We start from the raw sequence: 25,652 nt of genomic DNA on the forward strand, positions 1-25,652 counted from the left end.
GCTGCGCGCAGCATGCGGCGCATGAGTATGGGCAGCAGCACCCTCCCCGCAGCCCCGGCCGGCGGCGCCTGGCGCGACCGCTACCGCTGGTGGTGGCTGCTCTCGCCCGCCTTCCCCGGCCTGGTGTGGCTGAACCTCGTCAAATACCAGGCCACCGGCCATGAATGGTGGTTGTGGGTCAGCAGTGCGGTGATGTACGTGCTGATCCCCCTGCTCGACACCTTGCTGGGCACCGACCCGCGCAATCCGCCCGAGGCCGCCGTGCCGGCGCTGGAGCAGGCGCGCTGGTACCGCGCCATCGTGGTGGCCTTCGTGCCCTTCCAGTTCGGTTTGACCCTGCATGGTGCCTGGATCGCCGCCACGCAGGAGCTGAGCGCCTTCGGCTGGGCCGGCCTGATTCTCAGCGTGGGCGGCATCAACGGTGTGGCCATCAACACCGCGCATGAACTGGGCCACAAGCTGCCGCGCTGGGAGCGCTGGCTGGCGCGCATCGCGCTGGCGCCGGTGGCCTATGGGCATTTCTATGTGGAGCACAACCGCGGCCATCACCTGCGCGTGGCCACCCCCAGCGACCCGGCCAGCGCGCGCCTGGGCGAAAGCTTCTGGGCTTTTCTGCCGCGCACCATGTGGGGCAGCCTGGCCTCGGCCTGGGACATCGAGCGCACGCGCCTGGCCAGGCTGGACCTGGGCCCCTGGAATTGGCGCAACGAATGCCTGCAGGCCTGGGCCATGACGGCCCTGCTCTATGGCGCGCTATGCCTGTGGCTGGGCCTTGCGGTGCTGCCCTTCCTGCTGGTGCAGGCCTTTTACGGCGCCAGCCTGCTGGAGGTGGTGAACTACATCGAGCATTACGGCCTGCTGCGTCCCATCGACCCCAACACCGGCCGCCCGGTGCGCTGCGCGCCCGAGCATTCCTGGAACTCCAGCCACCGCGTCTCGAATCTCTTTCTCTACCAGTTGCAGCGCCACAGCGACCACCATGCCCACCCGGGCCGGCGCTACCAGGCGCTGCGCCATTTCGAGCACAGCCCGCAACTGCCCTCGGGCTATGCCGCCATGCTGCTGCTGGCCTATCTGCCGCCGCTGTGGTTTCGCGTCATGGACGCGCGCGTGCTCAGGCATTACGGCGGCGATTTGCGGCGCGCCAATCTGCAGCCAAGCAAGCGCGCGGCGCTGCTGCGGCGCTGGGCCGGCTAGCTAGGCAGCCGCCACGCGGCGATACAGCCCGTCAAACACCAGCTCCCAGGCGCCCGGCGCGGCGCCGGCCTCGCTGCTGCATTCCCAGCATTGGCGCACCGTGCCATCGGCCTGCGGCGTCCAACGAATGCGCTGCAGGGTGGGCGGCGCAGCGCCCGCCGCCGCTGTGCCCTGCAATTGCATGCATCGCTCTTGCGCTTGCCAGCCCCCTTCGAGCAGCAACAGCAGGCCGTCGCTGTCCACCCAGCTCTGGTGCCAGCATTGGCGCGTGCTGTCATAGATATTGAGGCTCTCGCCGCTGTAGCCGCGCTCGGTGCGGTACTGCTCGCGCAGCACACGCCCCTGGTGGGCCAGCACGATGCGGTTGTGGCCGGCCAGGCTTCCATCGGGCCTGCGCACCTCCCAGTCGCCCAGCCAGAAATCAAAGGCCCGCTCGGGCCGCAGCGCATCGCTAGCTGCTAGGTCTGTCATCGATCTGAACCTCCATCGTCACCGCCACGGCCGGCGCAGCTCGGCTGGCCATGATTGTGGGGGTTCCATCGCCCTGGCGGCGGACGTACGCTGCATGCCCCCTCCTCGGTGGGCGAAGGATACGGGCCGCCGCCAGGCCCACACGCATAGGGCGGCGGCTTAGCACTTTCCATGCTGGAGATTCAGTCATGAAATACATCGTTAGCTGGACCCTGCCGCAAGGCACTTACAACGCGGCCGTGGCGCGTTTCCTGGAGACCGGCGGCGCGCCCCCCAAGGGCGTGAGCCTGTTGGGGCGCTGGCACGGCATGAGCGGCCAGGGCTTTGCCATCACCGAGTCCGATGATGCCAAGGCCATGTTCCAGTACCAGGCCCAATGGGCCGACCTGCTCGCCATGGCGGTCACCCCCTGCCTGGAAGACGCCGACGCCGGCGCCGTGCTGGCAGCGCTGGGCAAGCGTTGATTGATTGATTCGTTGATTGATGAATCAGCGCGACCCGGCCCGTGCCGCCGCTTGCCGGTTGAGCGCCACGGCGGCGCGGATCAGCGCCTTCAGCGCCGCCTCGTTCAGCGCCTCGCCCTCGCGGATGTCGATGGCGCGGCGCACCTTGCCCTCCAGGCTTGAATTGAACAGGCGCGCGGGGTCGGGGAGGGCCGCGCCCTTGGGAAACGTCAGCTTCACCACCGCCTTGTAGCTCTCGCCGGTGCAGATGATGCCGCCATGCGACCACACCGGCGTGCTCCACTTCCACTCCTTCAGCACCTCGGGATCGGCATCGCGCATCAGCACGCGCAGCCGGCTCAACAAGGCTCCGCGCCAATCACCCAGCGCCTGGATCTTGGCGTCTATCAGGGCGGCCGCAGCGGTGGCCGCTGAGGCAGCGGCAGAGTTGCTCACTTGTCACCCCAGCGCCAGCGCGGCGGCTCGCCCTTGCGCCAGCAAATGACCACCAGCGCCACGCCAAGTACGGCGGTGTAGGCAAGCAGGAACACAGGGGGCTCCGTCCTCAGCAACAGCGTGCCCGCGACAAGCAGCGCCATGAAGGCCACCAGCACCAGCCAGCCCTGCCAGGCACTGGGCAGGCCCCAGCCCCAGCCATAACGCTTGGCAGGGAACCAATAGTCCTTCGCTTCTTCTACTTCTTGCTGAGGATGAATCGACATGGGATTGGGCCTCCAAGCAGGGCGGCTCCTGACACTGGCATGCCAGATTAGCCTTGACTGGGCCCGGCCGCCAGATACTCAAACGCCCAGAAATACTGCCACTCGGTGAAAACAGGGCTGCTCCCCAATCCCTCGATGGCGCCCTCAAGCTCGGCCCGGCTGGGGAAGTTCTTCAGCACTCTGTGCCTGGACCCGTCGTTGAGCGTCCTGAGCTGATAGGTGTTGCCCTCGGCGTCATGCTCGCTCAGCGGCGTGCTGCTGCCCTCGACGAATCGGTTGTCGATCAGGACGATGCGCGCGCCGGGTTCGACGGCCTCGGCCAGCCCGGCCAGGAACTCCCTGCGCCGGCCTTTGGGCACATGCGAGAACCAGAAGCCGGCGAAGGCGGCGTCAAAGACGCTGCCACCGCGCTTGGGCAGGGCGTAGGCGTCGCTCACCACGAATTCGACAGCCTGCTCTCCGGCCAAGCGGTTCCTCGCGATCGCCAGGGTCTCGGGCGCCGCGTCGAGCGCGAGCATGCGCGAGGCCTTGGGCGCGATGAACTGAGTCCAGTAGCCGGTGCCGCAGGCCACCTCCAGCACGGCCGCACCTTCGCCGAAGCGCGTGGGCAGCCAGGCCTCGATGGCGCGCAGATCGGCCTGGCGCTCGGGCTTGAGATAGACGGCGTCGTACTCGGCGGCGCGGGCGGCGTAGTAGCTGTGCATTTGCTGGGCAGGGGATGACATGGCGTGGTGTGGCGTTGCTGCTTGCGGCCTCAATCGTTCCAGATGCTTTCGACCAGGGCACCAACTTCCGGCGCTGCCGCTGACGCTGAAGCAGCCGGCGCGTTTCGCTTCCACTCTGCCGGCAGGGGTGCGACTCGTCTCGATTCCTTGCCATCCCACAAGGCCACCTTGAGCGCGAACACCACAGGGCCCTCGCGGGCCTCGAAGGGTTTCACAGCGCCGACCTTGAGGGCGATCTGCTTCCTGACTTGCAGGTCCAGCAGCTGATCGAAGTCGAGCCAGACCTTGGATTGCAGGCCGGGCCGAACCGCCAGCACGACAAAGCCGCCCACCGACTGCCTGGTCTTTTCCTGAGCCTCGGTGCCCGCCACGGCCTCGCGCAATGCACCCTGCACCGCCTTGATGTAGTCCGCGAGCGCATCGACGCTTGGCACACGGGCTTCCAGCACATCGCTAGGCTGCAGCAACACGACATTGAAGTTGGTGACGGGCTCGGAGGCTTGGGCACCGGGGGTGGCGAGCACCAAGCCGAGCAGCAGCACCGCAATCCTTCGCATCACTTGCATCGTTTCAATCCATCATTTTTCGCCCGGACTTCTCGTCCACTTCGAGACAAGATGCTAACTGTTGCTGTGGCCGTCACGCCGCCCACGAAAACCGGACGGCGGCAAAGCATAGAGCGAAGAGGTAACCATACGAAAAGCGGTCGATACGGAACACCGTTTGCCCCCGCCGCGAGCGCCAGGCCCCCAGCCAAGACATGCACAGGCCCACAAGCACCGGTGTGGCAAGCAGATTGACCCAGCGCCACATCGGCGCCGCCACCATGTGCTGCGGAAACGGCCATAGCGAGAGGCCGCCGGCGATGAGCCCGAAGATCGCGTAGCCAATCGCGGCCAGCCAGGGATCGGGAGGCCGTCGAAATGGCTCGGCCAAGGAGTGCAGGCCCAGCTCAAACAGCGCTTCGCCGAACACCTGGATCAGGAATTCGAGCAGCAGTTCGACGAGGAGTTCCATTAGCAGCCTGGCCTTGATGCGTACTCAGCCAGCATCAGCGCAGCGTCGGCTCGGCGCTTGACGTGCGCGGCACCAGAAGGCGCTCGAACGAAAGCCCAGCAAGACCGCGCCCTAAGAACCATTGTGCAAAGCGCTTCCGTTGAACGAAAGCCGCAGCGCCGGGTTTGTGGCGGCAACACGGCGCAACCAGCCTTCAAGCCGCGCTTCATTCATTGGTGAGCCCGCCAGTTGAGGCGCAATGGTGCCTGAGACTGTGTTGCCAGTTTGCCCCGAGCCCACCGTCTGCACTTGCTTTTCCCTGAGTTGCCCACTGCTGAATCGAAGGCGGAGCACCTGCTCCGACTTGCGAACCTCGACCGCGAGATCGCTGCAAAGCGAATTGACAAGCGACATACCGATGCCCTGCAACTGAATTGCGCCGCCTGGATTGGCCGCAAATGGGTAGTCCAGCTGTCCGTAGATGAAGTTCAGGTAAGGCGAACCGTCGACTACCTTGTTGATTGAGTGCCCACGACCGTCATCGGACACTGAGAAGTCATACCCCTGGGCGATGACCCGAATCTCTTCTGCATGGCCAGCCTGATGTTCCGCCAAGGCATAGAGCACAAGCGCCCTCACGACAAAGCCTGTCGCATCGAAGCTGGGGGCGGCTTGTGCGTGGGCGTCGGCATCCGGCAGAGGAGAGGGCATAACGGTGGTGCGCTCCTTCTAGCGTTGAACCTCAGCCGCAAACCTAGGCTTGCCGCGGGCTGCCGGCTCCTCTAACGAGTTAGCCATCACCAATCTCCTCGGAGTGTCTCTAGAGATGTGACTCTGGACATAAGAACCTTCGTCGCTGCTCCTGGGTGGTGATCCATCGCGTTCTGAATGAAATTGATCATGCTTGGGATCTCGCTGTCTTCGCGGACGAAGACGTAGCGCACGTCTGAAAGAGAAAACTTGAGAGTCGCCAACGCTTGCGTCTTCGAATTGCACTGCTCAAGAAACGCCGTGTCTTCAAACTTCTCGCGCGTCAGGATCTGCGGAATTTCCGCATGGAAAGGAACAAAACGCCACTCAGACTCCTGGTAGAAGTCCTTCTCAATTTCGGTTCCACTACGAGTCGTCTTCCCAGACGTTTGCTTCATGAAGCTCGCGGCATGCTGAATCAACGCCCCGCCGATCAGCGCGTCATCTCCAGGCGCCTTCCGCGCCACGTCGGCAAGCCCAATCAATGAACGAGCCAAACTATTTTCAGCGGCAATGTAGAGCAGTGGATTCAACCCGTTTGATTCCGCCCATTCGCGCGACAGACCAATTCCGTAGTACCCGTAGAAGGCGACATGCTCGTCTATGCGAGAAAGCGGGATGTCACAGAAGCAAACCATCGGAATCGCCGCAAAATCGATTGAGCCTGGGCCCAGGGCCTGCCAGTTGTAGTCCTCTACGGAATAGCGTGGCCAGAATCCTCCCGTAAGAATCTTCTGGAGCGTTGTGAGGTCTTTCGTGAAGTGAAAGAGGCTTTGGGATTTTGGTCGCATAAGCGCGATGCCGGCTTGTGATGGCTAGCGTTTGAAATGAGCTGCTTGCGTAGGCAGGTAGAGCCCGCTAGAGCGAGTCCCCTCGATGGAAGGGCTAGGCCTCTTTGAGAAGTTGTTTGATCTCATGCTGGATTGCCTCAAAGTCGATGCGTTTTAGCAGAACCTCCTCTCGGGACCACTTCACCGGCTGGGACCAATACACTGACTTGTCCTGGAGTCGCATCGCGAGTTCTTCACTTGCATGACGAACCTTAGCAGCCGCATTTGCCCATAACTCCGCGAGCTCGAACTCCCGTTCGCGAATGGGCTGGCTTAAAAGGCGCTGCTCCTCGGCGTACTTCATGCTGGCGAATAGAGCCTTGTTGATCGCCTCAAGCGCGGCATCTTTTTGCTCGTCTTTGTGCATTCGATTCTTCTGAAACCAGGCAAGCAGACTCTGAAGGGGGCCGAGTAGAGCAGCGGCTTCTGCGGGCATGGAACTCTCCTTATGGGCGGAAATAGAGCGGCCGGTTGGAGGGGCCTTGCGTAATTTAGACGGCACCTTCAATGGGCAGCCGCGGACATTTTTCGTCCTATCTGTCCATTTCTAGCCAGAAATGGATAGTGCCAAATGCTCCCGCCGCGCCACATGCAACCTCACACCTAACACTTCCACGTTAGGTGCCAAGTCTAGCGGCGTCCGAGGCCCCGGGCTTGAGTGGAATCCCGCCACCATCTGCCGCCGCCCAGCCCGCCCACCTCAGTCCAACGCCAGCACCGCATCCGCCCCCCGCATCGGCATCGCCGCATGCAGCGCTTTTTCCCCCGCCTTGTCATAACGCAGCTCCAGCCGCCGCCCATCGTCGGTCACGCGCAACCAGGCAAAACCATCGCCGGGATGGTCCTGCCATTCGCCGACCTCGCAGCACAGCAGTTCGGGGTGGCGCTGCTGCGCGAGGGCCTCGGGAGTCAGGCCGGTCGCGGCGTCAATGCCGAATACCTCCGGCGCGGCGAACTCCTCGGGTGCGGTGACGGCAAAGGGCCAGGGCGCATAGAGCGCCGAGCTGTGGATGGAATGCAGGCGCAGGCTGGGGCCCTGGCCATCGGCGCGGCGCAGCTCGGCGCTGACATGGCCGGAGCGGTGCTCGTCGCCGGAGAGGAAGACCACGCCGCTGGCGCGCTGGCGCCAGAGTTCGGCCAGCAGCCATTGCTGGCTCGCCGGGTAGCCGCACCAGGCATCGGAGCGCAGCGAACCCGACACATGCGCGGCACTGGCGCGCCGGCGCGGCAGCAGCAGCGCGCCGCTGAGCACAAAACGCGGACGGCCGGCGCTGGCCTGCAACCAGGCGCTGAAGGCCTGGCGCTGCGCGGCGCCGATCATCTGCGCCTCGGCCACGCGCGCCACCGTGCGGGGCTCGCGCTCGAGCCGGGTGTCGGCGATGAAGAAGGAGGCGGCGCCACGCCAGTCGAAGCTGTGCCAGAAGCGCTGCGGCGAGCCCTGCGGGCGCTGGCCATCGGGCTCCCAGCGGTATTGCCAGGCGGCGGTGCGCGCGCTGGCGGTGTAGGCGCCGGGGTCCTGGCTGCCATCGGGTCGCAGGCAGGGCTCGCAGGCGTCCTGCACCTCGTGGTCGTCGGGCGCGTGCACGATGCGCGCCAGCGTGGGCGGCAGGTGGCGCGCCAGGCCGGCCTTGAACTGCTGGTAGGGCCGTGCATAGCGCTCGGCGCTGGTGCTGGGATCGGCCAGGCCACCGCTGGCATCGGCATAGATCTCGTCACCGGCGATCAAGAGCAGCGAGACCTTGCGACCGTCCGGATGCTGGCGGCAGAAGGCCAGCAGCCGCGCCATCGCGGCGTCTGCAGGGCTGGCCAGCGCGGGGTCGCGTTCGGCGCCGCGGCTCACGTCCAGCAGGCCGGGCGGGTACTGGCAGGCGGCGAGCAGAAAGCTCAAGCCCTCGGCCTCGATCTCGGCAGAAGGGCTGGGCACAAAGGCATGCGCCCATTCGCTGGGTGCTTGCTGCTGCAGCAGTTCGGCTATCGCCAGGTCCAGGTCCTGCTCACGCAGATCGGCCAGGGTGGCGCCGTTGCCGCCCTCCTCGGCGTCGGCACGCGGGTCGAGGTAGATGAACAGGCATAGCAGGCCGGTGTCGGGCCCGGCCGGGAAGTGGCGCAGCGCGAGCGCATGGCGCAGCGGCTCGCCGGGACAGGCCGCGGGCTCAGCTCGGAACAGCTCGCTGTGCACGGGTGCGCGCACACGCTCGAAGCGATCGCCACCCCGCCAGCGCACCGGCACCCAGGCCCACAGGCGCGGCCAGCCCTGCTCGGGCTTGAGCGCGGTGAGCAGCTGCATGTGGGAAGAAAAGTCGTCGGGGTCGGGCGCGCGCTCGACGCGGTGCCAGGGTGCGTGCGCGCACAGCACCGATTTATGTTCACGCATCGGCAGCGCCCTCCTGCTTGAGGAACTCGATGATGGCGGGGAACACCTTGGTGGCGGCATGCCGGCCGATCAGGCAGTCCTGATGCCCATGCTCGGGCACCACCACATAGCGGTAGCGGCCGGGGGCCACATGGGCATAGAGGTCGGCGGTGAGCTCGCCGCTTTCGGCCTGGCACAGGCCGTTGTCCTGCCCATGCACCGAGAGCACCGGAAAGGCCTGCAGCAGGGCCAGGCTCTTGGAGAGATCGTCGAGGTAGACGCTGGCGCCCTGCCAGTCGGTGATCTCGTTGGCACGCGCGAAGTTGATCGCCTGGGCCACGGTGTCCAGGCTGAGCGGGCCGAAATGGTCGTCGATATGGTCGAACACCGGCTGGTCCACATTGCCGATCGCGAAGTCGCGGCCGTACAGCATGTCCATGCGGTGGCGCGTGCGCACCCAGGGCGTGCGCGCGATGCTGGGCGGCGGCGGGTTCTCGATGTCGTACTCGCCGTCGGGGTAAGGCAGGGTGGCCAGCAATCTATCCATGAGCTGGTCGAGCAGGGTCTGCTCGCCCTCGGGCCGGAAGGCATAGTCCTGCAGCGGCAGATAGGGGCGCAGGTATTGCATCAGGTGCGCGCGCAAGGTGTTGGTGGGCGAGAAGATCAGCATCGGCGTGACCTGCGAGATCACCAGCTTGCTGATCTGGCGCTGCTCCAGCAGCGCGCGGCGCAGCGCGTAGAAATGTTCGATGCCCTTGTGCTCGCGCGGCTCCAGCAGCGCCATATGCAGCATCACCGAGCCCATGCAATGCGCCAGCACCTGCAGCCGCGGCTGGCCGGTGGCGCGCAGGATATGGGCTATGGCCACCGGGATGTCGTTGAAGGCGGCCTCCTCGAAGGTCCAGGGCAGGCGCGCGGTGGGCATGCCGGCGCTGGTGCGCATGTCGACGATCCAGATGTCGTAGCCCTCGTCCCACAACAGCTTGGCCGGGCCGGGCTGCACCGAGTGATGGGCGAAGGTGGTGCCGCTGGCGCTGTAGCCATGGATCATCAGCAGCGGCATGGCGCCCGCGCACTTGCCGCGGTAGCGCGTGAGCCGGCAATAGACGGTGCGCTCGTCGTCGATGCTAGATTTTCGGCCTACCGGGCGGCGCTGCGCACCGGCCTCGCCCCAGCGCCCGGTGGGCAGTTCGACGATCTCGGGCGAGGGCAGGCCCGGCACTTCCTGCGGCAGGCGGCAGATCTCGCGCGGCGGGGCGGGGTCGGGCTGGCGCATGCTCCAGGCATGCAGGCCGATCAGCATGCGCGTGGCATAGGCCATCAGCGCGCCCACGTCGCGGATCGCGCTGGGCAGGTCCTGCGCCTGTGTCAGGCGCAGCAGTGGCACGCGCTGGCGCGCCAGGTAGTAGAGGTCCAGCTCCAGCTCGGCCTCGCGCTGGCCGGCCAGCGGCTCGAAGGGCGAGCCCGGCGCCAGATAGAGCCGGCTCATCTGCATCCAGGGGTTGGCACGCCGGCCGTAGCCGATGCGCTTGCTGCCGCGCAATTCCAGCCCCACCAGGCCGATGGCCCAGACCGGCAGGCGGCCAGCCTCGGGCGCGGGGTGGCCCACCGTCAGCCGGTAGTCCATCAGGCGCTGCTCGCCCGCATGGCTGGCCAGGTGCCAGGCATTGCGGGCCTGCGCCCAGAGTCTTGCCCACAGACCACGGCCCGGCTGCGCCGGGGCCCTCCCGGCAAGCTCATCCTGCAGCGCGAACACCATGTCGCGCCAGCCGCGGTTCATGAACCAGGCGTAGAGGCCGCGCAGGCGCCGCTTGAGCGGCCCGCTGGGCGCGCGATGAAAGATCGCCAGCTCGGCACTGGCGAGCGGCGCACACCAGCGCGCATCTTCGTCGCGGCGCTCGGCATGCATCCAGAGCTTGCCCTCGCCGGGGCGGCGCTCGCGCGCCACCACCATATAGAGGCCGGGCGCGTCGGGGTCGGGCTCGGCGTCAAACAGACGCAGCATGCCCCGGCCCTGCCCGGCGTCTATGCGCAGCGCCCGCTCGGGGCCCGGCCGCAGCAGCTGGCGCAAGGGCAGCTCGCCGTAGACGAAGCTCAGCTCCAGGTACTTGACCTCGCCGCCGGGCGCGCCGGGCAGGCGCACAAAGCCGGCCATGCGCTCGCGGAACTCGGCCAGCGTGGGCAGGCCGGGTCGGTGCATGGGGGCGCGGTAAAACGGCCGCGGGCCCTGCAGCGCCGGCGGCGACGCGGCTGCGGCCGCGGCCTGCTGCTGCAGCCCCCATTGCTCGCGCAGCCCGCCCGGCGCGGCCACGGCGCGCAGCGCCAGCGCGCTGATGGTGAGTGCCGGGTTGATGCCCAGGGCGGTGGGCATGATGGCGCCGTCCAGCACCGCCAGCCCGGGATAGACCTCGCTGCCCTGGCCCGTATAGACCTGACCCCATTGATTCACCACGCCCGCCGCGGCGCTGTCGGCCATGCCGCAGCCGCCCAGCGGGTGCACCGTGAGCATGGGCCCGCGCGCGCTGCCGAGCAGGAATTCCAGCTCGGCCGGCAGCAGCCGCCAGGCCGGATTGGCGAGCAGGCGCGCGCCCTGCGTGGCCAGGCGCTCGGCCAGCCAGCGGTGGCGCGCATCGACCTCGCCATCGTCCTTGAGCGCCGGCCAATGCACGCCCAGCACGCCGCTCTCCGGGGCCTTGCCGTCCTCGCCGACATTGGATGCGGGCAGGCGCAACTCGCCAGCGGCGGCGTCCAGGCCCATGATGGCCAACGCCACGCTGCGCAAGCTGCGCGCGGGGTCGATCGCAAAGGGGTCGTCAAAGGGCGCGCGCCCGCCGACATGCCGGCCCTCGTCGCCACGCGCCAGGCCGTCGAGCGTGCCCGCGAGCGCAAAGCTTTCCTCCCAGACCCAGCGCAGCGCGCCGGGGATGGCCAGGTCCTCGACCACAAAGCCCTTGCCGCTGTCGAGCAGGCCGGTGATGGTGGGGCCGACGCCGCGCTCGGCCGGTGCCTGGTCTTCATCGGCGCAGCCATGCAGCGCCTGCGCCGCATCCACCGCCGCGGCCAGCACATCGCCATTGCCCGAGAAGCGCTGGCCCAGACAGCTTGACAAGGCCAGGCCGGCGGCGCGCGAACGCAGCAGGATTTCGGTGGAGCCGAGGCTGCCCGCGGCGAGGATGACGCGGCGCGCACGCAGGCGCAGCGGCGCGGGTTCGCGCGCACGCAGCTGCTCGTCGGTGTGCTGCAGCTGCAGCTCCCAGCCGCCGCCCGCCGCGGGCAGCAGCAGCTCGACGGTGGCGCCGGTAAAAATCTGCACACCGGCTTGCGCGGCCTGCAGCAGCAGATTGGTGTCCAGCGATTCCTTGGCGCCGGCATTGCAGCCGGTGGCGCAGTCGCCGCAGGCGATGCAGCGTTCCAGCGCCAGGCCGGCCGCGCTCTTGGGCCGCTCGGCCAGGGCCACGGTGATGCGTGCCGCGCGCGCCTGGGCGTCCGTGCCGGCCAGGCCTTGCAGCCAATCCAGGCGGCGCGGCTGGTAGCCCTGCAAGCGCGCGATGGTGTTGCCCTGGCTGCCCAGGAGCCCATGCGCGCGCTCGTACCAGGCCTGCAGCGGCGCCGCCTCGCTGCGCAGCGCGGCGGGCCAGGGCGCTTGCGCGAACACCGCCGGCGCGGCCGGCTCCATCACGCCGGCGTTGATGAGCGAGCCACCGCCCAGGCCGTTGGCCAGCACCACCGTCATGTCGGGGCCCAGGCGGATGTCGAACAAGCCCTCGCGCCGGCCCTTGGGGGCCTGGAAACCGGGGCCGCTGAAGCGCACCGCGCCGGGCAGATCGGCCAGGCGCGCCGGGAAGGCACCGGGCAGGTATTCGCGCCCGCGCTCCAGCAGGGCGATGCGCAAGGGCTGGTCTTGCGCATCCAGGCTGCCGGCCAGCTCGGCCGCGGCCACCGCCGCGCCATAGCCGCTGCCGACGATCAGCAGGTCGAAGTCGAACGCGGGCCGCGCGCCCGCGCGCTCGGCCTGCAGCAGCTCCCACCACAGGCGCTCCAGGCCCTGCGAGAGCCAGCGCTGCGCTTGCCTGGGCTCAGATGCCGGGCCCGTCATAGGAAGCCGACGATGACCGGGCGGCCGCCAGCGCCGCCTGCATGGCCGCAATCAACTGCTCTTGCGAGACCGGCTTGTGCAGCAGGATCAGGCCCGCCGCATGGGCCTCGCGCAGGCGCTCGGGCGCGGTGTCGCCGCTGATCAGCACCGCGGGCAGATCGGGCACGGCGCTGCGCAGCGAGCGCACCGCGGCAATGCCGTCCTCGCCCGCGCGCAGGCGGTAGTCCACCAGGGCGATGTCGGGGCGCGCCGCCAGGCTCTTGAGCAGGCCCTCGCGCGTGCCGCTGGCGCCCACCACCTCGCAGCCATGCGCGCTCAGCAGGGTCTGCATGGCCAGGCGCACCGGCTCCTCGTCGTCGATCACCAGCACGCGCAGCGGCGGCAGGCCCAGCTCGGGCGTGCCGCCCTGCTCGGCGCTGACGGCGCTGCCGGCCTCGGTGGCGGCGATGCTGAGCTTGAACGAGCTGCCCAGGCCCTGCACCGAGCGCAGCTCCAGGTGCAGGTCCAGCAGGTCGACCAGGCGGCTGACGATGGACAGGCCCAGGCCCAGGCCCTTGTTGCGGTCGCGTTCGGGGTTGCCAATCTGGTAGAACTCATCGAACACGCGCGCCTGCTCATGTTCGGCAATGCCGGCGCCGGTATCGCGCACCTCGATGATCCAGACCTCGTCGCCCTCGCTGACCTCGACCACCACCTCGCCGACCTGGGTGTATTTGATGGCGTTGTCGAGCAGGTTGCGCACCACGCGCTCCAGCAGCACCGGGTCGCTCTCCACCCAGGCGCTGGGCGGGCATTGCAGGCTCAGGCCCAGGTGCTTGCGCTGCGCCATCGGCAGAAATTCCTGGTAGAGCCGGGTCAGCCAGGGCTGCAGCGCCATCGCCTGGTTGTGCACCGGCACCACCTGGGCGTCGAGCTTGGAGATGTCCAGCAGCGCGTCCATCTGGCTGGACAGCGAACGCAGCGCCAGATTCATATTGGCGGCGATGTCGGCGGTGGGCTTGTCGAGCTGGCGCATCGCCAGCGCCGCGCCGAACAGCGAGAGCGTGTGCATGGGCTGGCGCAGATCGTGGCTGGCCGAGGCCAGGAAGCGCGTCTTGGCCAGCATCGCCTGCTCGGCCTGCGAGAGCGCCAGGCGCAGCTGCTGGTTGCTCTTGACCTGCTGCTGGCGTATCAGCACCGATTCGACGAAGACGCGGTAGGTGTCGCGCGCCAGCCCCGCCAGGATCAGGCCAAAGCCCAGGATCAGCAGGCTCAGCGCCCAATCCTCCCAGCCCAGGCCATGCGCACCGCCCACCAGCCAGGCCAGGCTGTTGGCCAGGGTGAGCGGCACCAGGAAGGCACGGAACACCGGCGCATTGCCCGCGGTGGAGGCCACCGCGCCGGCGCACAGGCCCAGCAGCAAGAGGGTCTGCACCATGCGCTGGTAGTCGCTCATGGCGGGGGCGAAGGCGAGCGAAAGCGTGAACACCAGGCCGTTCAGCAGGCTCAGGCCCACCGCCCATTGCAGGCGCTTGTCCACCGGCACCTGCTGCATGGCGGGCAGGCGCCCGAGCAGCACCCAGCGCAGCGCCAGCACCGCGAACACCAGGGCCACCCAGCCCACCGGCAGCCATAGCGGCAGGCGTGGCGCCGCCATGGCCGCGATCACCACTGCGCTGAGGCCCACCGGGTAGGGCATGCGCCGGCCCTGCCGGGCCAGCAACTGCAGGAGTTCGAGCTTGACGCTGTAGTCTTCTTGGAGCGGTTCGCGCGTCATGCGGCCGGTGCTGCTTGGGGTTGTTGGGCAGGAGCCAATATAGCCCGAGCCGGCCGCGCGAGTAGCACCGCGCGCGCAACAAACGCAGCAGTTCATCGGCCGGCGTGGTAAAGCCGCTGCTGCACAAAAACTAAGCCGACCACCGCCGCCCTTGCGGGTCTTGGTGGTCGGCATAGCACTCCTCCCCTCGATCATCACGCTGAGGTCCAGGCAGCGCGTGATCTGGACTGCAGTATCTCGGTGCGGCCGGGCGGCGCCTATCCCTCCGTGGAGGGATGCGGGCCCGGTGCGCGCCGCTCAGGCGATGGCCAGGCGCTTGTTTGTGCGCTGTGCGCGCAACAGCTCCTGCATCATGCCCAGGTAATAGGCCAGCGGCGGCGTGCGCTTGCCGGGTTGCCTGGCAAGCTCGTCCCAACGCCGCAGCTGCAGGGCCTCGCGCGCAAAGGGCCGGGTCATGAAGAGCAGCTTCTCCTCGCCGCTCATGGGCGATGCCGGGGTCAGGTCTTGCGCATGGCGCGCATCCGCGCTCAGCAGGTAGCGCCTGGCCTGCACATGCAGGCGTATCGGCTCCAGCACGGTCAGGCCGAAGCCGCTGGCCAGCAGCGGCAGCGCGCGCAGCTCATGCTGGTCGTCGCGCAGCGCCTCGCCGGGGGCGGCGTCCATCAGCTGGCCGAGGTCGTGCAGCAGCGCGGCCACCACCAGATGGTGGTCGGCATCGGCCCACTCGGCCAGCTGTGCGCATTGCAGGGCATGGGCCAGCGCGCTGACGGGCTCATCGCGCTCGCCGCAGTAGCGCTGACCTCCGCGGCGCAGGAACAGCGCTTCGATCTTGCTGATCAGGTCCATGACGGCTCACCTCCTTGGCTGGCGGCAGTCTGCGGCGCTGTGGTGACGCGGCTGTGACGCCGGGGCGTATGAGCGGCCTTGGCGTTCAAAAGCGCTGAATCTTGACCTCAAGCAAGCTGAACCACCGGCCGGCCGGAGCCAAGCACACTGAGCACATCGCAGCCAAGCCCTCGCCCGCACCATGCCCAGCACGCCCAGCACCCGCCACCATGGCCTCACCATCGCCCTGCACTGGGTGCTGGCACTGGCCATCGTGGGCGCCTTCGGCATGGGGCTCTACATGAGCGATCTGCCACTCTCGCCCACCCGCCTGAAGCTCTTCAACTGGCACAAATGGGCGGGCGTGACGATTCTGGCGCTGTCGGCGCTGCGCCTGCTGTGGCGCCTGGCCAAGCCGGCGCCGGCCGATCTGCCCATGCCCGCCTGGCAGGCGCGCGCCGCCCACGCGGTGCACTGGCTGCTCTATCTGTGCTTTTTCGCCGTGCCGCTGTCGGGCTGGGCCTACAGCTCGGCCGCCGGCTTTCCCATCGTCTGGTTCGGCGTGCTGCCGCTGCCCGACTTCGTGCCGGTTGACAAGCCGCTGGCCGAGCTGATGAAGGCCTTGCACCAGCAACTCGCCTGGCTGCTGGCCCTGCTGGTGCTGGCCCATGTGGCCGGCGCGCTCAAGCACCATTTCGTCGACAAGGACGACCTGTTGCAGCGCATGCTGCCGGGCCGCGCCTGAGCTTCTTAGCGACAACTTGCGAGAAACCATGAACACCATTTCCACGACGCTGATCGCGCTGGCCTCGGCCGCCCTGCTGGTGCATCAGGCGCCCGCCCATGCCAACCCCGAGCTGCTGACCGCGCAGAGCCAGCTGGGCTTCACCAGCAAGCAGATGGGCGTGCCGGTGGACGGCCGCTTCAAGCGCTTCGATGCCCAGCTGAGCTTCGACCCCAAGAAGCCCGAGGCCGGCCGCGTGAGCTTCAACATCGAGCTGGCCAGCGTCAGCCTGGGCGACCCGGCCCTGGATGCCGAACTCGCCAAGCCCGCCTGGTTCGACAGCAAGAGGCTGCCGCAGGCGAGCTTCCAGAGCAGCGCCATCAAGGCGCTGGGCGGCGGCCGCTACGAGGTGGCCGGCAAGCTGAGCATCAAGGGCCAGGCGCGCGACCTGGTGGTGCCGCTGAGCCTGGCCCAGGCCGGCGCCACCACCACCGCCAGCGGCGGCTTCGTGCTGAAACGCCTGGAATTCAAGATCGGCGACGGCGAATGGGCCGATACCTCCATGGTTGCCAACGATGTGCAGGTGAAGTTCAAGCTCGCCTTCAGCGGCGTGGCGCCGCTGTGATTTGCTTCCTTCCCTCCTCCCCTTCTTCCTCTGTCTTTTCAAACCCTGTTCAAACCGTCCCTGACATGAAAAATACCGTCTTCCTGATCGCCGCCCTGGCCGCTGGCCTGGCCCAGGCCGAAACCGCCAGCTACGCGGTCGATCCCACCCATACCTTCGTGACCTACGAGATCCAGCATTTCGGCACCTCCACCAACCGCGGCCGTTTCGACAAGAAGGAAGGCTCGGTGCAACTGGACCGCGCGGCCAAGACCGGCAAGGTCGAGATCAGCTTCGAGCTGGCCGGCGTCAACACCGGCGTGGCCCCGCTGGACAAGCATCTGCAGAGCGAAGACTTTTTCGATGCCGCCAAATTTCCCAGCGCCAAGTTCGTGGGCGACAAGTTCGTCTTCAACGGCGACAAGGTGGCCGAGGTGGCGGGCCAGCTGACCCTGCGCGGCAAGACCAGCCCGGTGACGCTGAAGGCCAGCCACTTCAACTGCTACCAGAACCCCATGCTCAAGCGCGAGGTCTGCGGCGGCGACTTCGAAGCCACCATCGACCGCACCCAGTGGGGCGTGGACTACGGCCTGGCCTGGGGCTTCCCCAAGAACGTGCGCCTGCTGATCCAGGTGGAGGCCGTGCGCCAGTAAAAAACCGCCGCGGGTGCCGCGCCGCCCGTCGGCGCGATCTGCACTTCATGCCGCTGGCCGGCCGGCGCATCGCCTGCGCTTAGGGCCGCCCCGCGGCCTTGCGTACAGTGGGGACCATCGAACAAGGTCCCCGATGAACGCAGCAGTCCCCCTCAATCCGACCCTGATGCAACGCTGGCAGCGCTTCTCCAAGGCCTGCGTGCGCGGCTTCCACGTCTACGCCAACTGGCTGGTGAGCATCAGCTGGAAGCGCTTCGTGGTGCTGTCGCTGCTGCTGCTGATCGGCACCAACATCCTGCAGGACCTGCCGCCCTTCACCTGGCGCGTCACCGAGCATGTGGACGGACCGGCGCTGCCCAAACTCCCCAAGCTGCCCAAGCCCGCCAGCAGCGCCAAGCTGCCGGCGGGCCTGCATTACGAGGTCAAAATCGACAAGCATGGGGTGCGCATCGTGCCGATGGCCAGCCCCGCGGCCTCGGGTGTCGAGGCACAGCCCGGCGTCGAGATCAAGCTGCCCGAGAGCATCAGCAGCGAGGATGCCAAGGCCGCCATCGAACAGGCCAAGGACGCGCTGGAGGAACTGGCCCAGCAGGCCCGTGCCGCACAGGAAGCCGCCGAAGAGGTGCGCGACGAGGCGCGCCAGGCGCTGGAGGAAGCCGGCGCCGTGGGCAGCCACACCCGCACGCGGGTGGTGCACCTGGGCGACTTCCTGGTCAATCTGGCCGTCTTCATCATCCTCGGCTCGGGCGTCATCAAGGTCACCTACAAGGGCCGCATTCAGGCCGAGGTGAAGGCCGCGCAGGCCGAGGAAACCGCCGAGGCCGAATCGCTCAAACGCCAGGTCATCGAGGCGCGCATGGCCGCGATGCAGGCCCAGGTGGAGCCGCATTTCCTCTTCAACACCCTGGCCTCGATCGACCATCTGATCGAAACCGATCCGCCGCGCGCCTCGCAGATGCAGCGCAACCTGATCGCGCTGCTGCGCGCCTCCATGCCCACCATGCGCGAGGCCAATGCCGGCGGCGTGCGCGACCTGGGGCGCGAGATGAGCGTGATCAAGCCCTATCTCGAAATACTCAAGGTGCGCATGGAAGAGCGGCTGCAGACCGAGATCGACGTGCCCGAGGGCCTGCTGTCGGCCGAGTTCCCGCCCATGATGATCCAGAGCCTGGTGGAGAACGCCATCAAGCATGGCCTGGAACCCAAGGCCGAGGGCGGCAGCCTCAAGGTCAAGGCCGAGATCGTGCACGGCAAGCTGGCCGTCACCGTGGCCGACACCGGTCTGGGCTTCGGCCGCGCCGCCACCGCCGGCACCGGCGTGGGCCTGGCCAATATCCGCGAACGCCTGATGCTGCTGTACGGCAGCAAGGGCGGCATCACCGTCACCGAGAACCAACCCTCGGGCACCATCGTGACCATCACCGTGCCCTACCGCAGCCGCAACCAAGACCATGAAGGAGCTTGAGCCATGAGGACCGCTTTCAGAGTGATGCTGGCCTTAGTCCTGCTGATGATGTTGCTGGCCAGCCTGGCCGGTGTGGCCGTCTGGCATGAGCTGGCCGCCTCGCCAGGCCTGCACATCACCATCAACGACGAGGAGCTGAGCGCCGCCGGCTTTGGTATCGGCGACTTCCTGGGCCTGGTGCTGGGCCTGGGCATCGCAGGCGTGGTGGTGTTGCTGGTGGTGCCGGTGGTGCTGCTGTTCAGCATCGGCCTGCCTCTGCTGATCGTGGGCGGCGTGCTGGCCCTGGTCTGCCTGCTGTTCTCGGGCATCGGCGCGCTGCTGTTCTCGCCGCTGTTCCTGTTCGGCCTGCTGCTGTGGCTGATATTGCGCAAGCCGAGAAAAATCGCCGGGGCCTGATTTAGCATCGCGCCATGAGCGAAGAAACCAACAAGCCCTCCCCCGTGCGCGCCGTGCTGGCCGATGACGAACGCCTGATGCGCGAGCAATTGCGCAGCCGCCTGGCCGAGGTCTGGCCCGAACTCGAGATCGTGGCCGAGGCCAAGAACGGCCAGGAAGCGGTGGAGCTGGTGCGTGAGCACCACCCGGACCTGGTGTTCCTGGACATCCGCATGCCCGGCCTCACCGGCGTGGATGCGGCGCGCCAGATTGCCCAGTTGCCGGAGGACGACAGCTGGCTGGTGCCCGAGATCGTCTTCATCACCGCCTACGACCAGTACGCGGTGGAGGCCTTCGAGCAGGGCGTGGCCGACTATGTGCTCAAGCCCGCCGAGCGCGAGCGTCTCACGCTCACCGTGGCGCGCATCAAGAAGCGGCTGGCGCAGCGCCAGAGTGTCGAGGGCGGCGAGAGCGGCGAGGCCGCACCGGCCGCGCAAGCCAGCAGCCAGGTGCAACCGCTGCAGCAACTGCTGCACCAGCTCTCGGCCAAGCTCAATCCGGGCGGCGCGCCCAAATACCTGCAATGGATACAGGCCACCGTGGGCCAGGCGATCCAGATGATTCCGGTGGAGGACGTGCTGTTCTTCATCAGCGACGAAAAATACACCCGCGTGCAGACCGCCGGCGTCGAGGCCCTGATACGCAAGCCCATCAAGGAGTTGGTGGACGAGCTGGACCCCGCCCTCTTCTGGCAGATCCACCGCTCCACCCTGGTGAACGTGAAGGCCATCAACGGCATCACGCGCGACTTCCGCGGCCGCCAGCTGGTGGGCGTGAAGGGCCTCAGCGAAAAGCTTGAGGTCAGCCGCAGCTATACGCAGCTGTTCAAGGGGATGTGAGGGTCAGTCCTTGCCCAAGCTGCTCGCCAGCAGCCACTGCGCGAGCCAGTAGCTCGCCAGTATCCACAGCGCGGCTAGCGGCACGGCGCCGGCGAACTTGTTGATGGCGATCAGGCTGTCGGAGAGCAGGAACAAGGTGCCGCCCCAGGCGGCGTTGCGCGCCAGCGCCTCGCTCGCCTGGCCCAGGCTGCTGCGCCACCAGCACCAGGCCTGCGCCGCCATGCTGGCCAGGCAGGCCACATAGACCAGCACCGGCAGGCGCAGCTCGGCGGCGATGCCGGGCCACAGGCGCCACAGCACCGCGCCGGCGATGAGGGCGAACATCGCGAAGGGCCAGCGGGGCCAGGCGAAGCGGCCCTGGCTGGCGAAGCCCAGGATGTAGCAGAGGTGGGCGATCAGAAAACTCACCAGGCCCGGCAGAAAACCCGCTTCGGGCCAGAGCAGCGCGATGTCGCCGCCCAGCGAGAACGCGAGGCCGGCGCGCAAGAGGCGCTGCATGCGCGGCTGCGCGGCGCCGCGCGGCCAGGCGTACAGAATGATCAGCACGGTGGTGAGCGGCTTGGCCAGAAAGGCCATCTCGTGCGGCAGGCCCAGATCGCTGAGCGCCACGATGCTCAGCAGGGCCGACACCAGGGTCAGCAGGGGCAGGATGAATGCGGGCAAGGGCATCGGCGAATTCTGCGGCGCAAGACCTGCCCCCTAACAGCGGGAAAGCCCTGTTCAATTGCCGCAGCAAGAGTAAGCTGCAGCGCTTTGGAGCCACGGCTCTAAAAGTCGCGCAGACGTGGGTTTCGTACGACACAGCCCAGGCATACCCTCACGGCGCTGACATGCGGAATTTGCAGAATCAGACGCTTGCAACAAGAAGCGAATAAATGAGTAAGGAGACTCGGATGGCAATGAACTCACGAGCGCGGCGCCTGGCGCTGACGCTGCTGACCCTCAGCCTCAGCACCGGCCTGGCCCAGGCCGCCGGCTACCGCTTCGGCACGCAGAGCGCGGCCGCCGAAGGCACGGCCAACGCCAATGGCGCCGAGGGCGCCGACGCCAGCACCATCTTCGCCAACCCGGCCGCGCTGACGCGCCTGGGCAGCGGCTTGCATGTCTCCGGCGTGCTCGACTATGTGGCGCCCGACGCGCAGTTCACCGACGCCGGCTCCTTCATCTCGCTGCCCGGCTCGGGCTTCAAGCCGGTGCCAACCTCGCAAGCCGGAACGACCCAGAACGCCGCCAGCGGCGTGTTCGTGCCGCATATGTATGCGGCCTACCGCGCCTCCGACGCACTGGCCTATGGCCTGGGCGTGTTCGTGCCTTCGGGCAACAAGCTCGACTACGAGCCAAGCTGGGGCGGCCGCTACAACCTCAACAAGGTGGAGCTGAAGTCGCTCGCCTTCAATCCCAATGTGGCCTGGAAGCTCAACCCCCAGCTCTCGCTGGCCGGCGGCCTGAACATCGAATACATGCAGGGTGACCTGCAGCGCGCCACACCCTATGGCTCGGCAGTGGCTGCTGGCCTGCTGGGCGCGGCTGCCCAGGCCGCCGCCGGCGGCGCCGCCGGACTGGCCCTGCAGCTGCAGCAGCAGGCGGCGCAGGCCTTCGGCAACCCGGCCCTTGACGGCAGCATCCATGTGCAGGGCAAGGGCTGGGCGCTGGGCTTCAACCTCGCGCTGCTGTGGGAAATGGACGCCAAGACGCGTTTCGGCCTGGCCTACCGCTCGGGCGTTTCGCACAAACTCAAGGGCGATGCCGACTGGAGCCAGCCGGCCACGCTGCCGCCGCAGGTGCTGGCCGCCATCACCGGCAAGCCCTCGGACGGCCACAGCAAGCTGGACCACAACGACTCGGGCGCCAGCCTGAAGGTGAAGACGCCCGACTCGCTGTCCTTCCAGGCCTTCCACCAGCTGGACGAACGCCTGGCCGTGATGGCCGACGCCACCTGGACGCGCCAATCCACCTTGCAGGAGCTGCGCATCGAGTTCGACAGCACCGCCGCGCCCTCGATCACGCCCGAGAAGTGGAAGAACGTCTGGCGCGTCTCGCTGGGCGGCAGCTACCGCGTCAACCCGGACCTGCTCTTGCGCGCCGGCCTCTCGTACGACCGCTCGCCGGTGGAAGGCGCGCTGCGCAGCCCGGCCCTGCCCGACTCCGACCGCACCTGGCTGGCACTGGGCGCCAATCTGAAGCTGGCCCAGAGCACCAACGTGGACCTGGCGCTGGGCTTTGTGAAGCTGCGCGAGGCACCGATGCAGGCCACCGACGACGGTGGCGGCCAGACGCCTTGCAGCTGCGCCTACTCGACCGTGCGCGGCACCTACCGCAGCTCCGCCGCCACCGTCGGCGTGCAGCTCAACCACGGCTTCTGACGACATCGAAGCCCGCGGCTCAACCCCCGAACAAGGTCACACCATCATGGTCATGGACAGAAGAAATTTCCTGCGCGCCGGCGCCCTCATCACCGCCTCGTCGGCCCTGGGCGGCCTGGCCGGTTGCATGGGTGGTGGCGAGAACGGTGCGGCGGTGATGCCGCTGCCGCCCACCTTCCCCGGCACCGACACCCCCATCCCCGCCACCCCGGCAGCGGCCGGCGCCTACAAGTTCCCGCAAAGCGTGGCCTCGGGCGACCCCAAGCCCGATGGCGCCCTGCTGTGGGCACGCGTGCTGCCCGCCAGCGCCGACGACATTGCCGTCAGCCCCGCGGCAGGCAACTTCCAGGTTAGGCTGCGCATCAGCAGCAGCGCCGCCAACGCCGGCCTGCTGGGCGGCAACACGGCGCTGACCGGCAGCATGGACGCCGAGGCCGATGTGCCGGTCTACGCGCTCTACGACCACACGCTGCGCCACCGCATCAGCGGCCTCAAGCCGGCCACGGTCTATTACTACCAGTTCAGCGCCGGCGACACGCGCTCCAAGGTGGGCCGCTTCAAGACCGCGCCCGCCAACGACGCCGACATCGACAGCCTCAAGTTCGCCTACATGACCTGCCAGGACTGGAGCGTCAACCACTGGGCCGGCATGAGCGAGCTGGCCAAGGAAGAGCTGGATTTCATCGTCCACCTGGGCGACTACATCTACGAGGCGGTGGGCGCCGACTACCAGCAGGGCGGCGTGGAGCCGGCGCACAGCGCGCTGATCCTGCCGCAGGGCACGCCGCTGCCCTCGGGCGGCCGCTATGCCACCGTGATCGACGACTACCGCTACCTCTACAAGCGCTACCGCAGCGACGCGCGCCTGCAGGCCCTGCACGAGCGCTTTGCCTTCGTGGCGATCTGGGACGACCACGAGTTCTCCGACGATTGCTGGCAGGACCGCGAGACCTACGACAACGGCAGCTACTCGGCCACCACCGGCGGCGACAACACCGCCCAGCCCGCGCGCCGCCGCGCCGCCAGCCAGGCCTGGTTCGAGTACATGCCGGCCGAGATCAGCTTCACGCTGAATCCGAACTACGGCATTGGCAACATCCGCATCTACCGCGACCTCAAGTTCGGCAAGTTGATGCATCTGGTGATGACCGACCAGCGCCTCTACCGCGCCGACCACATGATCCCCGAGGCCGCGCCGAGCCCACTGACCGGCCAGCCGCTGGGCCAGATCGGCGCGCGCTATATGGTGCCCGAGACCTCGCTGTACGGCGTGGAGGCGCAGAAGATCGCCGCCGCCACCAAGAATGGCCTGCCGGACCCCTACACCGTGGTCAGCGTGCTCGGCACCGAGCAGCGCCAATGGTGGATGGACACCATGAAGAACTCGAGCGCCACCTGGAAGATCTGGGGCAACGAGACCTCGCTCCTGAAGATGAGTGTGGACGGCGCCAAGATCCCGAGCGCGCCGGCCGTCTTCAAGACGCGCTTCATCATCAACGCCGACCAATGGGACGGCTTCAACGCCGAGCGCAAGCTGCTGATGAACCATCTGATGGCCAACAAGGTCAGCAATGTGGTGGCGGTAACGGGCGACATCCACGCATTCTTCGCCGGCGTGGTGATGGACGACTACAACGCCGCCAACCCCAAGCCCGCGATGGTGGACCTGGTCACCGCCGGCATCTCCAGCAACAGCTTCTTCAGCTATCTGCGCGGCGCCGCCGCCACGCCGGCCTTTGCGCCGGTGCAGCCGCTGGTGGAGATCAACGAGGCGGTGGCCGAGGGCATCGCGATCCAGATGCTGTCGGCCGCGATCGCGCTGGGCGCCGGCGTCACCGATCTCAGCAACACCGCCGCCATCCAGGCCGCGGTGATGGGGGCGGTGGGTGCGGGCGTGATCCCGCTGGCCGCGGTGCAGCCCACGCCGGGCCTGAGCACGGCGGTGATCAACACCCTGGACGAGACCCTGGCCGGCCAGATGGGCGGCGTGATTGCCGGCACCATCGCCGGCCTGGCCGGCGCCTCGCGCTCGGCCGCGGCGATGACGCTGTATGGGCTGATCGCGCAGAAGCTGGCCGCCGCGCTGGGCGTGCCGGTGAGCTTCGTGCCCGCCAGCGAGGTCATCAAGCGCCTCAACCCCTTCGCCAACAGCACGACCGGCGCCGCTCCCGCGGCCAACAACCCCTGGATCAACCATGCCGACACCGAGGCCCAGGGTTTTGCGGTGGTGAGCCTCAGCAAGACCGAGCTGCTGTGCGAGTTCCGCAAGATGAAGCGCCTTGCCGCCGGCAGCGCGCCGCTGGACCCGGTGGCCAGCGTCAAGCGCCTGAAGGTGTTGGCGGGCAAATCGGAGGTGTTGCCCGGTTAATCCGCACGGGCTGCAGCCCAGCCGCTGAATAGGCCGCTTGCTCGCAAGCGCCGGGCCGCAACGCCGCGCAGTAGCGATACTGCGCGGCGTTGCGCTTTCCGGCGCGCGCCCACATCAAAAGAGGAGACTTTTCCCATGCTCACGCTCACCGGCCTGACCCATGTCTACGCCAACGGCACCAAGGCACTCGACAACGCCACGCTCGACATCCCCACGGGCATGTTCGGGCTGCTGGGCCCCAACGGCGCCGGCAAGTCCACGCTGATGCGCTGCATCGCCACCCTGCAGACGCCCAGCGCCGGCAGCATCCGCTTTGGCGATATCGACGTGCTCAAGGAGCCCGAGCGCCTGCGCGCCACGCTGGGCTATCTGCCGCAGGACTTCGGCGTCTATCCGCGCGTCTCGGCCTATGAGTTGCTGGACCATCTGGCGGTGCTCAAGGGCATCGCCGACAAGGGCGAACGCCGCGACACGGTGGAGACCCTGCTGGCCCAGGTGAACCTCTGGGAGGTGCGCAAGAAGGCGGTAGCCGGCTATTCGGGCGGCATGCGCCAGCGCTTCGGCGTGGCCCAGGCGCTCATCGGCAGGCCCCAGCTCATCATCGTCGACGAGCCCACCGCCGGCCTCGACCCCGAGGAGCGCAACCGCTTCAACAACCTGTTGGCCGAGATCGGCGAGAGCGTGGTGGTGATCCTCTCCACCCATATCGTCGACGACGTGGCCGACCTCTGCCCGCGCATGGCGGTGATCAGCGCCGGCCGCATCGTGCAGACCGGCGCCCCGCAAGACCTGACCCTCATGCTCAAGGGCCGGGTCTGGCGCCGCAGCATCGAGGCCAGCCAGCTGGCCGGCTACCAGCAGGACCTGACGGTGATCTCGAACCGCCTGCGCGGCGGCCAGACCGTCATCCATGTGCTGGCCGACCAGCGGCCGGCGGCCGGCTTCGAGCCGGTGGAGGGTGGGCTGGAGGACTTCTACTTCGCCACGCTGGCGCAGTCGCGCCGTGGCGCCGCCAATGCCGCCACCCCGGCCTGAGG

Annotated in this window: 25 protein-coding genes; 11 read left to right on the forward strand and 14 right to left on the reverse strand. The window is 67.8% G+C overall.

The window, feature by feature from the left end:
* Positions 1-21 precede the first annotated feature (21 nt).
* Positions 22-1,197: an alkane 1-monooxygenase gene (locus WG898_RS03275; protein ID WP_339601311.1), complete on the forward strand. Its 1,176-nt coding sequence runs from the start codon at positions 22-24 to the stop codon at positions 1,195-1,197.
* Here the strand turns inward: WG898_RS03275 and WG898_RS03280 are convergent, their stop codons facing one another.
* Positions 1,198-1,668 carry a hypothetical protein gene (locus WG898_RS03280; protein WP_339601312.1) on the reverse strand — a complete coding sequence of 157 codons (471 nt, stop codon included), beginning with the start codon at positions 1,666-1,668 and terminating at the stop codon, positions 1,198-1,200.
* Positions 1,669-1,856: 188 nt separating this feature from the next.
* Here WG898_RS03280 and WG898_RS03285 point away from each other — a divergent pair, with 188 nt between their 5' ends.
* Positions 1,857-2,132, forward strand: a complete 276-nt coding sequence (locus WG898_RS03285; RefSeq protein WP_339601313.1) for a DUF3303 domain-containing protein — start codon at positions 1,857-1,859, stop codon at positions 2,130-2,132.
* A gap of 24 nt (positions 2,133-2,156) precedes the next feature.
* On the opposite strand, the gene WG898_RS03290 is transcribed toward WG898_RS03285, so the two are convergent.
* From WG898_RS03290 to WG898_RS03345, 12 genes are all read right to left on the reverse strand, one after another.
* Positions 2,157-2,567 carry a DUF1801 domain-containing protein gene (locus WG898_RS03290; RefSeq protein WP_339601314.1) on the reverse strand — a complete coding sequence of 137 codons (411 nt, stop codon included), beginning with the start codon at positions 2,565-2,567 and terminating at the stop codon, positions 2,157-2,159.
* On the reverse strand, positions 2,564-2,833 hold the full coding sequence (locus WG898_RS03295) for a hypothetical protein (protein ID WP_339601315.1): 270 nt from the start codon (positions 2,831-2,833) through the stop codon (positions 2,564-2,566). The genes WG898_RS03290 and WG898_RS03295 overlap by 4 nt, the downstream gene beginning before the upstream one ends.
* A gap of 47 nt (positions 2,834-2,880) precedes the next feature.
* Positions 2,881-3,558: a class I SAM-dependent methyltransferase gene (locus tag WG898_RS03300; RefSeq protein ID WP_339601316.1), complete on the reverse strand. Its 678-nt coding sequence runs from the start codon at positions 3,556-3,558 to the stop codon at positions 2,881-2,883.
* A gap of 29 nt (positions 3,559-3,587) precedes the next feature.
* Positions 3,588-4,124: a hypothetical protein gene (locus WG898_RS03305; protein WP_339601317.1), complete on the reverse strand. Its 537-nt coding sequence runs from the start codon at positions 4,122-4,124 to the stop codon at positions 3,588-3,590.
* 73 nt (positions 4,125-4,197) lie between these two features.
* The gene (locus WG898_RS03310; RefSeq protein WP_339601318.1) at positions 4,198-4,575 is read right to left on the reverse strand and encodes a hypothetical protein; all 378 of its coding nucleotides are present in this window, start codon (positions 4,573-4,575) and stop codon (positions 4,198-4,200) included.
* 111 nt (positions 4,576-4,686) lie between these two features.
* Positions 4,687-5,265 carry an ATP-binding protein gene (locus tag WG898_RS03315; RefSeq protein ID WP_339601319.1) on the reverse strand — a complete coding sequence of 193 codons (579 nt, stop codon included), beginning with the start codon at positions 5,263-5,265 and terminating at the stop codon, positions 4,687-4,689.
* 86 nt (positions 5,266-5,351) lie between these two features.
* Positions 5,352-6,095, reverse strand: a complete 744-nt coding sequence (locus tag WG898_RS03320) for an abortive infection system antitoxin AbiGi family protein (RefSeq protein WP_339601320.1) — start codon at positions 6,093-6,095, stop codon at positions 5,352-5,354.
* 94 nt (positions 6,096-6,189) lie between these two features.
* Positions 6,190-6,570, reverse strand: a complete 381-nt coding sequence (locus WG898_RS03325; RefSeq protein WP_339601321.1) for a hypothetical protein — start codon at positions 6,568-6,570, stop codon at positions 6,190-6,192.
* Between the two features lie 264 nt (positions 6,571-6,834).
* Positions 6,835-8,508, reverse strand: a complete 1,674-nt coding sequence (locus tag WG898_RS03330; protein ID WP_339601322.1) for an alkaline phosphatase D family protein — start codon at positions 8,506-8,508, stop codon at positions 6,835-6,837.
* On the reverse strand, positions 8,501-12,583 hold the full coding sequence (locus WG898_RS03335; RefSeq protein WP_339601323.1) for an alpha/beta fold hydrolase: 4,083 nt from the start codon (positions 12,581-12,583) through the stop codon (positions 8,501-8,503). The genes WG898_RS03330 and WG898_RS03335 overlap by 8 nt, the downstream gene beginning before the upstream one ends.
* Positions 12,564-14,339, reverse strand: coding sequence for an ATP-binding response regulator (locus WG898_RS03340; protein ID WP_339601324.1), 1,776 nt, complete (start codon positions 14,337-14,339; stop codon positions 12,564-12,566). Before WG898_RS03340 ends, WG898_RS03335 begins: the two co-directional genes overlap by 20 nt.
* A gap of 297 nt (positions 14,340-14,636) precedes the next feature.
* Positions 14,637-15,185 carry an HD domain-containing protein gene (locus WG898_RS03345; protein ID WP_339601325.1) on the reverse strand — a complete coding sequence of 183 codons (549 nt, stop codon included), beginning with the start codon at positions 15,183-15,185 and terminating at the stop codon, positions 14,637-14,639.
* 181 nt (positions 15,186-15,366) lie between these two features.
* Between WG898_RS03345 and WG898_RS03350 the strand changes: the two genes are divergently transcribed.
* The 6 genes from WG898_RS03350 (at position 15,367) to WG898_RS03375 (ending at position 19,884) form a co-directional block, all read left to right on the forward strand.
* On the forward strand, positions 15,367-15,909 hold the full coding sequence (locus WG898_RS03350; RefSeq protein ID WP_339601326.1) for a cytochrome b: 543 nt from the start codon (positions 15,367-15,369) through the stop codon (positions 15,907-15,909).
* A 28-nt stretch (positions 15,910-15,937) separates the two neighbouring features.
* A complete protein-coding gene (locus WG898_RS03355) occupies positions 15,938-16,513 on the forward strand; it encodes a YceI family protein (RefSeq protein WP_339601327.1) in 576 nt (191 codons plus the stop codon).
* 65 nt (positions 16,514-16,578) lie between these two features.
* Positions 16,579-17,145, forward strand: a complete 567-nt coding sequence (locus WG898_RS03360; protein ID WP_339601328.1) for a YceI family protein — start codon at positions 16,579-16,581, stop codon at positions 17,143-17,145.
* A 133-nt stretch (positions 17,146-17,278) separates the two neighbouring features.
* A complete protein-coding gene (locus WG898_RS03365; protein ID WP_339601329.1) occupies positions 17,279-18,610 on the forward strand; it encodes a sensor histidine kinase in 1,332 nt (443 codons plus the stop codon).
* A gap of 3 nt (positions 18,611-18,613) precedes the next feature.
* Positions 18,614-19,006 (forward strand): hypothetical protein, encoded by a 393-nt coding sequence (locus tag WG898_RS03370; protein WP_339601330.1) that lies wholly within the window; start codon positions 18,614-18,616, stop codon positions 19,004-19,006.
* Between the two features lie 14 nt (positions 19,007-19,020).
* Complete coding sequence (locus tag WG898_RS03375) at positions 19,021-19,884, forward strand: LytR/AlgR family response regulator transcription factor (protein ID WP_339601331.1); 864 nt, start codon at positions 19,021-19,023, stop codon at positions 19,882-19,884.
* 3 nt (positions 19,885-19,887) lie between these two features.
* On the opposite strand, the gene WG898_RS03380 is transcribed toward WG898_RS03375, so the two are convergent.
* A complete protein-coding gene (locus WG898_RS03380) occupies positions 19,888-20,553 on the reverse strand; it encodes a lysoplasmalogenase (RefSeq protein WP_339601332.1) in 666 nt (221 codons plus the stop codon).
* A gap of 230 nt (positions 20,554-20,783) precedes the next feature.
* Here WG898_RS03380 and WG898_RS03385 point away from each other — a divergent pair, with 230 nt between their 5' ends.
* The 3 genes from WG898_RS03385 (at position 20,784) to WG898_RS03395 (ending at position 25,650) form a co-directional block, all read left to right on the forward strand.
* The gene (locus WG898_RS03385; protein ID WP_339601333.1) at positions 20,784-22,247 is read left to right on the forward strand and encodes an OmpP1/FadL family transporter; all 1,464 of its coding nucleotides are present in this window, start codon (positions 20,784-20,786) and stop codon (positions 22,245-22,247) included.
* A 52-nt stretch (positions 22,248-22,299) separates the two neighbouring features.
* Positions 22,300-24,615, forward strand: coding sequence for an alkaline phosphatase D family protein (locus WG898_RS03390; RefSeq protein ID WP_339601334.1), 2,316 nt, complete (start codon positions 22,300-22,302; stop codon positions 24,613-24,615).
* Positions 24,616-24,750: 135 nt separating this feature from the next.
* Positions 24,751-25,650, forward strand: coding sequence for an ABC transporter ATP-binding protein (locus WG898_RS03395; protein ID WP_339601335.1), 900 nt, complete (start codon positions 24,751-24,753; stop codon positions 25,648-25,650).
* The last annotated feature ends 2 nt before the right edge of the window (positions 25,651-25,652 follow it).

It is taken from the genome of Paucibacter soli, from assembly GCF_037482845.1.
In the GTDB taxonomy this organism is placed as follows: Bacteria; Pseudomonadota; Gammaproteobacteria; order Burkholderiales; family Burkholderiaceae_C; genus Paucibacter_B; species Paucibacter_B soli.

What these genes read in the sequence shown, in the direction of transcription:
- WG898_RS03275 (WP_339601311.1), top strand. Translation starts at nt 22, where the DNA reads ATGAGTATGGGCAGCAGCACCCTCCCCGCAGCCCCGGCCGGCGGCGCC.
- WG898_RS03280 (WP_339601312.1), bottom strand. Translation starts at nt 1,668, where the DNA reads ATGACAGACCTAGCAGCTAGCGATGCGCTGCGGCCCGAGCGGGCCTTT.
- WG898_RS03285 (WP_339601313.1), top strand. Translation starts at nt 1,857, where the DNA reads ATGAAATACATCGTTAGCTGGACCCTGCCGCAAGGCACTTACAACGCG.
- WG898_RS03295 (WP_339601315.1), bottom strand. Translation starts at nt 2,833, where the DNA reads ATGTCGATTCATCCTCAGCAAGAAGTAGAAGAAGCGAAGGACTATTGG.
- WG898_RS03300 (WP_339601316.1), bottom strand. Translation starts at nt 3,558, where the DNA reads ATGTCATCCCCTGCCCAGCAAATGCACAGCTACTACGCCGCCCGCGCC.
- WG898_RS03305 (WP_339601317.1), bottom strand. Translation starts at nt 4,124, where the DNA reads ATGCAAGTGATGCGAAGGATTGCGGTGCTGCTGCTCGGCTTGGTGCTC.
- WG898_RS03310 (WP_339601318.1), bottom strand. Translation starts at nt 4,575, where the DNA reads ATGGAACTCCTCGTCGAACTGCTGCTCGAATTCCTGATCCAGGTGTTC.
- WG898_RS03315 (WP_339601319.1), bottom strand. Translation starts at nt 5,265, where the DNA reads ATGCCCTCTCCTCTGCCGGATGCCGACGCCCACGCACAAGCCGCCCCC.
- WG898_RS03320 (WP_339601320.1), bottom strand. Translation starts at nt 6,095, where the DNA reads ATGCGACCAAAATCCCAAAGCCTCTTTCACTTCACGAAAGACCTCACA.
- WG898_RS03325 (WP_339601321.1), bottom strand. Translation starts at nt 6,570, where the DNA reads ATGCCCGCAGAAGCCGCTGCTCTACTCGGCCCCCTTCAGAGTCTGCTT.
- WG898_RS03330 (WP_339601322.1), bottom strand. Translation starts at nt 8,508, where the DNA reads ATGCGTGAACATAAATCGGTGCTGTGCGCGCACGCACCCTGGCACCGC.
- WG898_RS03335 (WP_339601323.1), bottom strand. Translation starts at nt 12,583, where the DNA reads ATGACGGGCCCGGCATCTGAGCCCAGGCAAGCGCAGCGCTGGCTCTCG.
- WG898_RS03340 (WP_339601324.1), bottom strand. Translation starts at nt 14,339, where the DNA reads ATGACGCGCGAACCGCTCCAAGAAGACTACAGCGTCAAGCTCGAACTC.
- WG898_RS03345 (WP_339601325.1), bottom strand. Translation starts at nt 15,185, where the DNA reads ATGGACCTGATCAGCAAGATCGAAGCGCTGTTCCTGCGCCGCGGAGGT.
- WG898_RS03350 (WP_339601326.1), top strand. Translation starts at nt 15,367, where the DNA reads ATGCCCAGCACGCCCAGCACCCGCCACCATGGCCTCACCATCGCCCTG.
- WG898_RS03355 (WP_339601327.1), top strand. Translation starts at nt 15,938, where the DNA reads ATGAACACCATTTCCACGACGCTGATCGCGCTGGCCTCGGCCGCCCTG.
- WG898_RS03360 (WP_339601328.1), top strand. Translation starts at nt 16,579, where the DNA reads ATGAAAAATACCGTCTTCCTGATCGCCGCCCTGGCCGCTGGCCTGGCC.
- WG898_RS03365 (WP_339601329.1), top strand. Translation starts at nt 17,279, where the DNA reads ATGAACGCAGCAGTCCCCCTCAATCCGACCCTGATGCAACGCTGGCAG.
- WG898_RS03370 (WP_339601330.1), top strand. Translation starts at nt 18,614, where the DNA reads ATGAGGACCGCTTTCAGAGTGATGCTGGCCTTAGTCCTGCTGATGATG.
- WG898_RS03375 (WP_339601331.1), top strand. Translation starts at nt 19,021, where the DNA reads ATGAGCGAAGAAACCAACAAGCCCTCCCCCGTGCGCGCCGTGCTGGCC.
- WG898_RS03380 (WP_339601332.1), bottom strand. Translation starts at nt 20,553, where the DNA reads ATGCCCTTGCCCGCATTCATCCTGCCCCTGCTGACCCTGGTGTCGGCC.
- WG898_RS03385 (WP_339601333.1), top strand. Translation starts at nt 20,784, where the DNA reads ATGAACTCACGAGCGCGGCGCCTGGCGCTGACGCTGCTGACCCTCAGC.
- WG898_RS03390 (WP_339601334.1), top strand. Translation starts at nt 22,300, where the DNA reads ATGGACAGAAGAAATTTCCTGCGCGCCGGCGCCCTCATCACCGCCTCG.
- WG898_RS03395 (WP_339601335.1), top strand. Translation starts at nt 24,751, where the DNA reads ATGCTCACGCTCACCGGCCTGACCCATGTCTACGCCAACGGCACCAAG.